The sequence below is a fragment of the Kibdelosporangium aridum genome (genome assembly GCF_900176515.1).
Classification (GTDB): Bacteria; Actinomycetota; Actinomycetes; order Mycobacteriales; family Pseudonocardiaceae; genus Kibdelosporangium; species Kibdelosporangium aridum.
In genome coordinates this window covers 172,969-184,604 of sequence record NZ_FWXV01000012.1, presented here as the reverse complement: position 1 = coordinate 184,604, position 11,636 = coordinate 172,969, and the positions used below count along the sequence as shown (strand labels likewise).

At 66.2% G+C, this 11,636-nt stretch carries 6 protein-coding genes; 4 read left to right on the top strand and 2 right to left on the bottom strand.

From position 1 onward, the window contains the following. The first annotated feature begins 14 nt into the window (after window positions 1–14). Window positions 15–1,058, top strand: coding sequence for a beta-propeller fold lactonase family protein (locus B9C43_RS45870; RefSeq protein ID WP_084433634.1), 1,044 nt, complete (start codon window positions 15–17; stop codon window positions 1,056–1,058). A 54-nt stretch (window positions 1,059–1,112) separates the two neighbouring features. Here the strand turns inward: B9C43_RS45870 and B9C43_RS45865 are convergent, their stop codons facing one another. Next, window positions 1,113–3,716 (bottom strand): RICIN domain-containing protein, encoded by a 2,604-nt coding sequence (locus tag B9C43_RS45865; RefSeq protein ID WP_084433633.1) that lies wholly within the window; start codon window positions 3,714–3,716, stop codon window positions 1,113–1,115. Window positions 3,717–4,005: 289 nt separating this feature from the next. Here B9C43_RS45865 and B9C43_RS45860 point away from each other — a divergent pair, with 289 nt between their 5' ends. The 3 genes from B9C43_RS45860 (at window position 4,006) to B9C43_RS45850 (ending at window position 10,014) form a co-directional block, all read left to right on the top strand. After that, a complete protein-coding gene (locus tag B9C43_RS45860; protein WP_160097174.1) occupies window positions 4,006–5,076 on the top strand; it encodes a hypothetical protein in 1,071 nt (356 codons plus the stop codon). A gap of 65 nt (window positions 5,077–5,141) precedes the next feature. After that, the gene (locus B9C43_RS45855; protein ID WP_084433632.1) at window positions 5,142–9,383 is read left to right on the top strand and encodes a DNA/RNA non-specific endonuclease; all 4,242 of its coding nucleotides are present in this window, start codon (window positions 5,142–5,144) and stop codon (window positions 9,381–9,383) included. Between the two features lie 79 nt (window positions 9,384–9,462). Then, window positions 9,463–10,014, top strand: a complete 552-nt coding sequence (locus tag B9C43_RS45850) for an SMI1/KNR4 family protein (RefSeq protein ID WP_084433631.1) — start codon at window positions 9,463–9,465, stop codon at window positions 10,012–10,014. 265 nt (window positions 10,015–10,279) lie between these two features. Here the strand turns inward: B9C43_RS45850 and B9C43_RS45845 are convergent, their stop codons facing one another. Then, window positions 10,280–11,488 carry an alpha/beta hydrolase fold domain-containing protein gene (locus B9C43_RS45845; protein WP_084433842.1) on the bottom strand — a complete coding sequence of 403 codons (1,209 nt, stop codon included), beginning with the start codon at window positions 11,486–11,488 and terminating at the stop codon, window positions 10,280–10,282. Window positions 11,489–11,636: the final 148 nt, after the last annotated feature.

The following is an 11,636-nucleotide window of genomic DNA, read 5'->3' as shown; positions in this document are numbered from 1 at the left end:
GGGGGTTGTTTTCCATGATGACATTCCAGGTCGGGCGAACACGGCGCTTGGCGACCGGGGCGTTGACCGCCACTGTCGCGATGGCTGTGCTGACCGGAACGGCACACGCCAAGGACACACATACGCTGGCGTACATCGGATATTCCGACAACCGAGGACAGGGCACCATCCTGGTCAGCGACGCGGACACGCACGAGGAGGTAACGCGTATCCGAGTGGCAGGCAGACCGAATGGCATCACCGCCACCCCGGATGGCAACTTCATCTACGTCGCCACAGAGTCCACGCCGGGTGTGCAGATCATCGACACCCACACGCACGAGATCATCCAAGAAGTCTCGGTGGGCGGCGGCTGGGCGAACAAGATCGCGTTCAACTCCGGCGGTGATCTCGCCTATGTGGCACAGGGTTCGAGTGGAGCGGGCGGCAGCCGCGGCCGGGTCTACATCGACGACGTCGCGACGGACCAGGTGATCGGCTCGTTCAAAGCGGGCGAATGGCCCACCGACATCGTCATCACCCCTGACGACACGCGGGCGTACGTCACGTCTTCCGAGTCGACCAACGTCTGGGTGATCGACCTGGCCACGCATTCGCTCATCGCCACCATCAACATGGGCGGCCCTTCCTCACCACGGCTCGCATTGTCGCCGGACGGCTCGAGCCTGTTCGTCACGAGTGGTGCCCGGCTGTCCGTGATCGACGTCGCCACCAACACGATCGGCAAGCACTTGGCACTGAGCGGACGGGCTGCCGGTGTTGCACTTAGCCCGGACGGTGCTCGTGCTTATGTCGGTGAGGTCCGCGAAGCGGGCTTCAAGGGCGTTGTGACCACTGTGGACACCACGGATCTTGCCAAGATCGGTGAGTCCGTTGAGGTCACCGTGGGCAAGTTGGCGGTTTCCCCGAGTGGAGCGGAAGTCTATGTGACCGGTGACGAAGGCAACACCGACACCGTGGTGCTCGAAGCCGAGACGGGCGAGATCCACACGGTCCTGCCCGCGCTGGAGAACGACCGGCCGTCCACAGTGACACTGGTTGCCGTGCCGAACGACTGAGCCACCAGCAGGTCTCCGGTACGTGGCCACCACCACGTACCGGAGACACGTTGATCACTTGACGGGAGTGATCGTCCAGCGCTGGTAGTCGAGCGTGACGTCCCACGCCATGATGACTTGCGTTCCGTTGGCCGTGCCACGGCTCTTGGCTTCGATCACCAAGCCCGTCGGGTCACGCAGGGCCAGCGTGCCATCCGGGGCGGTGGTGAACTCCCACGTGAAGTCGCACGACGAGGTCTGGCTGACATAAGGCGGGACCTGTGAGCTACGCATGTGCACCAAGCACAGTCCGGAGCTCCGGTTCTTCAGGGTGTACTTGTTGTTGCCCCGGCTGATCACGTCGAAGATCTGGTTTGTGCCTGCCGTGCAGTCCCACAGTTCGGCGTGGGCCCCGGTGTGCGTGCCGGCCATCTGCATGCAGCGGCCGGACGCGAAGCCCTTGAACTGGATGGCGCGGTGGGGCATGGGAACGGTCTGGTACCCCCACGCGAAACCGCCGACGGTGTTCTTGTCGATCCGGCCTTTCTCGAAAGTCTGCCGCCAGACGTACTCCAGCCGGACCTCGTCCGTGAGGGGAGCGCCAAGGCCCGCTTCGAAGCCCATCGCGGCGAACCGCTGGTGGATCTCGCCCTTGACCTGCCGGATGCCAGCGTTGGGCACATAGTAGATGGTGCCACGGGTGAAGCGGATGTAGACGATCCCCGCGTCGCCGTAGCGCTCAACGTCAGTGACCGGGTAGCCGTACGTACCGGTCTCCGCGCCGTTCTCAGCCCAGACGTCGCCGACGGAGCCGTAGACGATGTGGGCGTTCGTCTCGGGACTCCAGACGATGTACAGGTTCTGCCCGCCGGAGTTCGGCTTTTCGATGCGGACGACCTGGCCCCTGCCGTCCTGGGTCGCGACCTGGTCGCTGAACTTGCCGCCGAGGGGGTTCGGCCCGCCCAGCGAGAGCAGCTTGTCCAGGATCGGTCCTTTGTAGACCACGTGCACCTCGGGGCGTTTGTGGCTGCCGTAGTCGTTCGCGACCAGGTGGAGCCGGCCCTTCTCGTATTCCTTGTAGCCGAGGTGGTTTTCGTCGAGCACCGCGTCGCCGACCGGCTTGCCGAGCCGGTCACGCAGGCCTTGGTCCGAGGCGTAGCGCCGGTCCATCGGCAACTGCGGTTGCGGGGCTTCGACGTGCCAGACAGCCGACTGGCCGCCGTTCTCGTTGTCGATCGCGCCAACCACGTAGAGGTAGTTGGACGCTGTCTCGACCGGGTGGATCGAGATCCCTGCCCCGTTGCGCTTCACACACCAAGTCGCCTTCGCCTTGAACTGGGCGGTGCCGTCGGTCGGGTCGACTTTGGCGTAGGCGCGCAGCTTCTGCGGCACCGAGCCCCCGGCCTTGGTGGACAAGTCCTTGCGCCAGTGCAGGTAGTGGTTGGGGCGACTGACTGACTGGAACGAGAAACAGGTCGGATTGCTGAGTCCAGGCTCGATCTTCCAGGCATGCGCGGGGTGGGCGCCGGGCCGCCACGGTGCCATGACGACGTCACCGTTGTTGTCGGCGATGTAGCTCTCGGCGAGGTCGAAGCGCAATGACTGGTTCTGGTTCTCGTACTGGCCGACGCGCAGGAACCGTTCCCGATCGGTCGGGCTGCCGGCAAGTGCCGCGTCGGCGGCCGCGACCAGTGCGGGGTACACCAGGCTGTTGGCCGCACGGGTGCGCACCTCGGTGATCTGGCGGATGTACTCCTTGTCCCGCCTGTCCAACGCGATCTGGATGTCACGCAGGCGAGCCTCCCGCGCACCCGTGTCGATGAACTTCTTCCACACCGCCGGGTCGAGGCTGCGCACGGCTGCCTCGGCGGCGCCGGCGACCTCGGTACCGGCCGGCGCGCGATTCCAGACTTCGATGACGAAGTCCTGGTCGGTCTTGGTGATCAGGTTCTTCGCCTGTTCACGGTCGTAGCCCAGCGCGTGGTAGGCGGCATTGGCCTTGGCTTCCCGCGCGAGCTCCGCGGCCTTCTCCGCCTCCGTCTTCTCCTTGTCCTCCCGGATCAGCCGATCCAGGTCCTTGCGGTGCTCGTCGTGCACTCCGACCGTGAGGAAGGCCCACTGCGCCTCGGCCGTCCCGCTCAGCGCGACACGGGCGGCTTGTTTGACAGCCATGTCCTTGTGGTTGTCGGCATTGAGCTCGAGGTGGACGATGAATTCGAAGACCGGCTTGGCAAGGATGATGTTGTCGACGGGGATGCTCAGCGCCGCGGCGGCTCTGGCCTTGGCCGTGCGTTCTTCCTCCTGCCGCTGCCGCCGGTCGGTGACGATCGTCCGATCTTGGTCGTTCGCGGCGAAAATGCCGGCCTTGATGAACTGAAGGCACGCGGCGTCACCGGCGGCGAGCGCGGCGATGGCCGCTTCCTTCAGCTTCTGGTGCTCGGGTTCCAACGGGCGCGGCTTGTCGCGGTCGTCTGCGATGTAGTACATCGCGGCGACGAAGTCGCGGTCGCCGAGCGTCAGCAAGTCCTCGCCCGCCTCGATGCCGAACACCCTGGCGGCTTTGCTCTTCTCGATGTACGTGGCCTCGTCCGCTGCTGCCGCGGCAGCAGCAGGCGGTGGGGTAAAGACCACTGTGGACAACGTCATGCCGGCAGCCGCGGCTATCGCGGTGCCGACCACGAGTCTTCTCAGACCACCCCGGCGCCGTGCCGGTGGCACGACGGATGAACCCCTGCATCTGTTCAAGTACAGCCTCCCCTTGAAGAACGCGTGAGACCTAAGAGTTCGGTCTCGAACTCGCGCGACCGAAAGCTTTCCCTTGTGCCGGTCGAGCGCAAATCGCTCACGATCAGATGTGACCAGTTCGTGATCTGTAGATGTGATGCAGATCACCACGCTTTACGCGTGTACCGTAACTGTGCCATAGTCGGCGCGCTGTGTACGCACGCAATTCCAGGGGGGTCTTGGAATGAAAAGGCGCACGGTGCTCAATGCTGCCCTTGTCGCGGTGTTGGCCACCGGCATCAGTACTACCGTCACTACGGCGAACGGATTAGCGACAGGTGAAACGTTAGGCATTTCGGCTGTCGAGGACTCACCCTTTTATCCCATCGTTCTGCGTAACGCGCTGCATCACCCGGAGTCTTTGGTGCGGGTGGCGGCGTGGCACGCGTTGTGGTCCGACGAGTGGGAGGTGGCACTTCCCGCGTTCGTCACGCACGGGTTTGCCGAGGCCAGGGTGCTGGCCAGTCAGAAACACGCACGGAACCGCGATTTCGTGCAACGCGTCGTGAACACCTACAGTCCGCAGTTCTCCCCGAAGGTCCACGCCGAGGCCCAACGGGCGCTGAAGGGCACCGACGCGGATCGGGACAACTTCGTCCGCGCCGGTTTCGCTGCGGCGAAAGCGCTCGACGAAGCCACCCGAGAGGCCAATGAGCAGGAAAAACAGCAGATTCTGCAAGCCGATCGCGACTTCGTGGCCATGCTGGCAGGGCGGGATCCAGGCGAGCACGTGCGCCTGGCAGCGCAGCACGCGTTGCGAGCGGGTGGCACAGATGCCGACCTCCGGGCGTTCTTCGCGTCGGAGTGGATGGCGGCTGCCGCCGTGGACGTCGACATTTTCCGGCTCCGCAGCCACGAGGCCGGTATTCGCTACTACGCGGTGATTCCGCAGTTGATCGCGGACGCCCAGGACGCGGAACGGGAAGCGCTGGCGGCCAGCGGGGCGGCCGCGGAACAGGCTCGCGCGGTCGCGGCCCGGGCGTGGGCGACGACCAAGGAAAAGGCCGAAGCCGCGTGGAAAGCCTGGGAAGACGAGGCGAAGGCCTGTGCTGACCAGGCGCTGTACTGGCGCACGATCATCGAGCGCGCCCAGGCCAATATCGGCCCAGTGTGGGCTGCCATCGCGGCGACTGCCGACAAGAATCGCGGCACCTGGACATCGGAAGGCACTTTCGCCGACAACGAATCGCAGCACTGGGGAGCTGTGCAGCGGCAGGCACAAGACGGCTACAACCGGATGACCACTCCAGCCTGACGCTTTTTTCCTATTCCTGAATAATTCTTTCCCTCTTTCGACTTGGAGAGCAGGGTCGCTTTCGCATGAAAAAATTACCCAAGAGACCGGTCATTCTCGCCGTGGTGTTCGCACTGCTGGCGGGAATTGCCGGACAGGACGCGGTGGCAGCGCCCCCGGACGCGCCCGCGCGGCCTGCCGTGACTCAGCACCAGCAGGCCGCGGCGGAACCAGATCCGGAAATGGAACGGTTGATCGCCCAGCTGGAGCGGGATCTGATCGCCGATATCGCCGGCGCCGACAGTGAGGACGAAGAGGTCCGCGCGGCGGCACGGGAAGCGCTGCGCAAGATCGAAGCCGGTGACCGGGGCGCGTACCAAGTCTTCTTCGACACGGGGTACAAGCAAGCCAAGGCGCAGGCCAAGAAGCGCAAGGAGGCGGCCGACGCCGCCAACCGGGCGCAGATCGAGCCCCTGCGCGGCACAGGAGGACCGGCGTTCCGCGCCGCGGTCGAACGCGCGTTGCAGGGCGATGCCTGGGAACGGGAATCGTTCCTGGCGTACGGACGTGACCTCGCCGCGGAGCAAGACCGCAAGAGCGGCGCCCGCGAGAAGGAGCTCGCTGACCGGCGGCGGTCGCACGTGGAGATGGCGGCGGCGCTCGGCGGCCCTGAGGTGTCGGCCGCCGCGAAAGCCGCGCTGGCGCAAGGGGATGCGGCGATCGCGGAGTTCCTGAGGACCGGTTATCTCGCGGCAGCCCAACGTGATGCCGAGAACCGGGAGAAACATCTCGCGGAACTGGAAAGGCAGCGCAAGGAAGCCGAGGCTGCTTCGGAGCTCGCGCAGCGCACCGCACGGGCGATGCGCGCCCGGCAGAACCTGCTCGCGGCCCATGCCGATGGCGTGAAAGCGTTGGAGCGTACGGCCAATGACATGACCTCGGCCGCGAATGCCTCTCGGGAAGCGGCCAGGGTATTGGCCGCGGATCTGGCCGGGGGCACGTATCACCCCGAGCTGTACCAGCGAGCCAAGGATGAGGTGGCACGGCAGCTCAGGTATGCGGTAGCGGACGCTGAGGCGGCGCAGCAGGCTGCCGCAGGTGCCCGCACACAGGCTGCGATCTTGGTCGAGAACCAGATGCCGCACGGCACGCAGTGGGCCAAGGTCGTCGAGGGCATGGCCGCGTCGGCCGAGGCAGCAAAGCAGGCCGCGCAGACCGCTGTCCACGCGGTGGACGCGATCGCCGCCGAAGCCGCGGCCACCGACGCCACCGAGAAAGCCAAGGCACACGCGGAAAACGCGAAACGGTGGCGGGAGACCGCGGAGTCCCACGCCGCTTCGGCGGCGAAACTTGCCGCAGCGGCAAAGGAACAGGCGCTCGCTGCGGCGGATGCGGCTGCACGGGCCAAGCAGGCCCGCGCGGAAGCAGAAGCCGCACTTCGTAACGCGCAGACCCATGCGGCGAACGTGAAGCAGGCGCGCGCAGACGCCGAACGTGAACGCGACGTCGCCGCGGCCAAGCGGGCTGAGGCGGAGCGGTGGCGTGACGAGGCCGCGCGCAAGCGCGCGGAGGCCGAGGCCAAGGCGTTAGAGGCCGCACGGCATCGTGATACCGCACAACGGGAAGCTGCCAACGCTGACCAGAAGCGTCAGGAAGCCGAGGCGCAGCAACGTATTGCCGCACAGAAACGGCAGGACGCGCAGGCGCAGGAGCAGATCGCCGCGGACGCGTCGAAGAACGCCCGTGCCCAAGAGAAAACCGCCATGGACGCCGACCGGGACGCTCAAGCCCAGGAAACCAAGGCGCACCAGGCCAGAGAGAACGCCGCGGAGATCACGCGGTCGGCGGACACCTTGGAGAAGAAGGCGCAGGCGCTGGAAGAGTTGGCGCGGCGGGCTTCCCAGGCCACGGAGATCGCGCAGGCCGACAAGGACAAGGCATGGGCCGCGGCACACCAGGCCCGCGCCGAGGCCAACACCGCACGCGAAGCAGCCCGGCAGGCACAAAACGCCGCCGCGGAGGCGGGAGTGGCCGCGCAGCGGTCACGTCAGGCCGCGATCGAGGCGGACGCTGCCGCTGGCCGTTCACGTGCGGCTGCGGACGCCGCACAGGCTGCCGCTTCGGCAGCGCGAGCAGCCGCGAACGAGGCCGAGGCCGCTGCGGAGAAGTCCCGTGCTGCGGCCAATGAGGCCCAGGCAGCGGCGGCGCGAGCGGATCACGCCGCCGACAGGGCCGAGTCCGAGGCAGCAGCAGTGCACGCCGAAGCTATGCGCGCCAATGCCGCAGCCGAAGAAGCCACCGCGCAAGAAGCGCGCGCGGCGGACAACGCCCGCAAAGCCGTTGAACTGGCGAACCAGGCAGCATGGGAGTCGGCCAAATCGTTGGACGCGGCCCGTCGGACACAGGATGAGGCCAACGCTTCGGCGATCGAGGCGGCGACGGCGGCCACCCAAGCGGGCATTGCCACCCGTGCTGCCGCCGCGGCTCGGCTGTCGTCGTCCGGCATTGCTGACCCGGCGAACCGTGCGATCGAGCTGACCAGCCCGTTCTCGCCGTCCGATGTGGACGCTGACTTCGCCGCGATGGTGGCCGCGCGGGCGAAGGACGTCGGCAACTCCCAGGTCGAAGCCGCGAACCAGGCGGCACAACGCGCGAACGAGCAGGCCCAGATCGCGGCCAAGGCGGCACGGGAAGCGGCAGGCGAAGCCGTAGCGGCCTTCCAAGCCGCTTCAGCTGCCGCGAACTCCGCGGCCGAGGCAGCCCGATCCGCAGCGGCGGCTCAAGTATCGGCGGCTGAGGCAGCCGTCGACGCGGCCGCCGCACGAGCGGCTGCCGCCCAAGCCAACGCCCTTGATGCCGAGGCACAGGCCGACGCCCGGGCCGCTCGTGCGGCAGCCAACCAGGCAGCGGCTGACGCGGCACTGGCAGGCCGGGCCGCTGACAAGGCCGAGGCTGACGCTCGCGCGGCCCGTCAAGCCGCGGATCAGGCCACCCGCGCGGCCAACGAAGCCAGCGCGGCCGCAACTCGGGCAGAACAGGCTGCCGCCGCGGCGAAGGCAGCCGCCGACCAGGCACAGATCGACGCCGAGGAGGCTCGTAAAGCCGCGGAGCGGGCCCAGCAACACGCCAGGGACGCGGAAGCGGCGGCGAAGAATGCCGAGGACTACGCCAAGAACGCTGAAAAGCGGGCCGAGAACTCCGAAGCGAGCGCCAAGGACGTCATGGCGATGCTGGCGCAGATCCAGGAAGAGCTCCGCAAGGAGAACGAGGAACGCCAGCGCCGCGAGGTCGAGGAGACCATCAACGACGACAGCGATGTTCCTGAGCTGACCGCGGAGGAGGAAGACGCACTCCGCAAGGCACAGGGACAGGCGGCTGTCGACGAATACCGTGCGAACAGGGCCAAGGCCAACAAGAAGCTCGAGACGTTCATCGTCGAGCAAGGCGGGCAGATCCTGCTTGACCTGATCGGCTTGCCCGACGCCAAGCGCTGTTTCGTCAACGGTGACTTCATCTCCTGCGTGATGACGGTCATCAACGCGTTGCCCATCCTGAAGCTGGCCAGGGTCCTGACGCAGATCCCGGACGCTGTGTCCGCCACGATCCGAATCGTCAAGGGCCTGCGCACCTTCAAGGACGTCGTGGTCGCCGCCCGCAAGACAACCAAGAAACTCAGGGACGCCGCCCTGAAGTGGATCAGGTGCAACAAGGGCGGCGGTGGCAGGCCTGCCGCCGACTGTGACCTGGAAGCTGAGCCTGAGTGGGATCCACACCAACCGCCTTACCCCGACCCCCGGCCGGATCCCTACCCGTGGCCGGGGCCGGCCCCCGTGCCGGCTCCGGGCGTCGACACCGACAAGGACTGCCCCGAGGACAGCAGGGGATGGATCGACAACGACCGCATGCAGACCTTCGACTTCAACGGCGGTAAGAACAACGCGAGCCGAGCCACCGGTGGAACAGCGTGCATCATCAGGATTCTGCCGCGAGAAGCGGGAGATCCGTACACGCCTGTCGGGTACAACTCGGCTTTACACAACCGGGGCCATCTCATCGGATCCGTGCTCGGTGGTTCGAATCGGCAGGAAAACATAGTGCTGCTGTACATCAGGGCGAACGAACCCGTGATGAGAACCATCGAAGGAAAGATCGACCGCGCGGTGCGCAACGGTGAACAGGTGTACCTTCGGGTCAGTGCCTGGTACAGGGACAGCACGGCCTACTACCCGGAAAAGGTGTACATCAAGGCGTGGGGAATGAAAAAGACATTCCGGTGTATCGCGTTGATCCAGAATATCCCGCACTCGCCGTCGACAGAGTGTCACTAGGCTGATAACATGCCTGGCCGACGTCACCGCCGGTCAGGCATGTTTTGTCGCCTCGATTCCGCATTGTGGGGTTCACTCGATGACCGGTCCTCGCGACCTCGTCAATCGCATCGCTGCCGCCGTCGGCTGGACAGGATCCGTTTCACCGGAACTTGACTGGGACGTGGTCGAGGGCAGGCTCGGAACTCGGTTGCCCGCCGATTACAAGCAGTTCATGGAACGGTTCCCTTCGGGCATGTTCCGCAACTCCATCAGGATCTTCAATCCGTCCAAGGACGCGGCGAACATGGCTCGGTTCACCGCGGAGTTCGAACGCATCCTCGAGTGGGTCAGAATTGTGCGGAATGAGTTCGCGGACTTTGCCTCGTACCCGCCTTTTCCAGAGCCGAAAGGGGTTATCCCGTTCGCCGGTATCGCCGCAGGCGGTTCGCTTTTTTGGGTGCCGTGGACGGCCGACCCGGACAAGTGGCACGTGGTGTACCAGAGCGGGCACAGCCCCGATGACTGGACGAGAACAAGGCGGTCGATGACGGACGTGATGCTCGAATTCGTGACCAGTCGCAGCACACGCAACATCCTCGGCTGGGACATGTCCGAGCGCGACCGGTCGTTCGAACCCTTCGATCTCTGACGAAGGCTGATTGGTCGACGGCACCTGGAAACCGGTGGAGTAGCCACTTTCGCCGTCTTCGCACCACCGACCAGCCTAAGCGTCGAGGTGCGACCTGGCTGCTTCACAACCCCGCCGAGGCCGCCAGCAGCCGAATGCTGTCGGGTTGTGGGCGGCCGCCATCGGCGCCCTCTGGCACCTCGCCGGGTCACGCGCGAGAGTGACAGCAACTGTCGCAGAACCAACTCTCGTCGCTACCCGGGCCGTCGGCGACGCCCGTAAGCAATCAGCCCGCCGCTGACTCCGCGCCTGTCCGGATGTCGCGGGCGAACTGACCTGCCCGAGCGAGTGCGTCGGCGGCTTCGGGCAGGAATGACCAGAAGATCTGGAAGGCGTGCGTGGCGATCGGGTACAGCTCCAGCTGGGCGTCGACGCCGTGCGCACGGGCGTGGTCGACCAGCCGGTGTGCGTCCTCTACGACGATGTCACCCGTCCCGACCTGCACGAGCAGCGGCGGAAGACCGGACAGGTCCGCGTGCAGCGGGCTGACCAGCGGGTCGTCGAGAGGGTGACCGGCAAGGTAGAGCTGGATGAACTGGCGCAGCTGCGCGACGCTGACCGGCGGGCTTTTGCCATCGCCCGGTTGGTCACGCAGCGTGCTGCAAGTCGGGTCGATGGCGCCGGGGCTGAACAGGACCGCGCCGCCTGGCATCGGCATTTGTTGCTGTTTGAGGGTGTTGAGCAAGGACAGGGTGATGCTGCCGCCTGACGAGTCGCCGACGACCGTGATCTGGGACGCCGGCACCCCGGTCTCGAGCATCCATTGGTAGACCACGAGGATGTCTTCGAGCGCGGCGGGGAACGGGTGCTCGGGCGCCAACCGGAACTCAGGAACGAGAACACCGGCATCGGCCGCGACGGCCAGCGCACCCGCGAGCGGCCGATAACCGAACGCTGACCCGGACACGAACGCGCCCCCGTGCACGTAAAGCACCGTGGCAGGCGCTTGGCGCCCCAGCAGCAGGCTGGGCACCCCGCCGGCGTTGACCGAACGCACCGAGACCTCAGGCGGCGGCGAGAACTGGGCGTGCAACGCCTCGGTGGCGTCGCGGAGATCCTGCAAGTGCACGTCGATCCTGGCGAAGTCGGCGACGACTGGCGCCCAGTACTTGGCGATCCGGCTGGCCAGCTCGCCGCCGATCGATCGGGTCGCGGTGATGCCGTCCTCGAGCTGCCGTAGCAGTTTGCGGGCACAGTCCAGCAGGGCTTCGCCCGCGAGCGTGAGCTCGACCCGGTGGGTGGAACGCAGCAGCAGCGTGACGCCGACAAGCCGTTCCAGCGTGCTGATCTGCCTGCTCAGCGCGGGTGGGCTGAGGTAGAGCCTGGACGCGGCCCTGCCGAAGTTGAGCTCTTCGGCGACCGCGATGAATGCCCGCAGGTGCCGCAGCTCGATCGCGTCCGGCGCCTGGGTCAGCGGCAGCACCTTTCCGTCCATGGCGACGATTGTCACGCACGCGGGCCGCGTTGGTCTTGTCGTCGGTGCATGACCGTGTTGCGTGCTCGGACGTTCCCTCTCGGACACCCGGATGCCACGGTGAACGCCACAGAACTCAACGAAAACCCGGGTCCTGTGCTTATAGCTG

Bases quoted from the DNA above. Each gene is read 5' to 3' on its own strand.
- B9C43_RS45860 (WP_160097174.1), top strand. From the start codon at position 4,006: ATGAAAAGGCGCACGGTGCTCAATGCTGCCCTTGTCGCGGTGTTGGCC.
- B9C43_RS45850 (WP_084433631.1), top strand. From the start codon at position 9,463: ATGACCGGTCCTCGCGACCTCGTCAATCGCATCGCTGCCGCCGTCGGC.
- B9C43_RS45870 (WP_084433634.1), top strand. From the start codon at position 15: ATGATGACATTCCAGGTCGGGCGAACACGGCGCTTGGCGACCGGGGCG.
- B9C43_RS45845 (WP_084433842.1), bottom strand. From the start codon at position 11,488: ATGGACGGAAAGGTGCTGCCGCTGACCCAGGCGCCGGACGCGATCGAG.
- B9C43_RS45855 (WP_084433632.1), top strand. From the start codon at position 5,142: ATGAAAAAATTACCCAAGAGACCGGTCATTCTCGCCGTGGTGTTCGCA.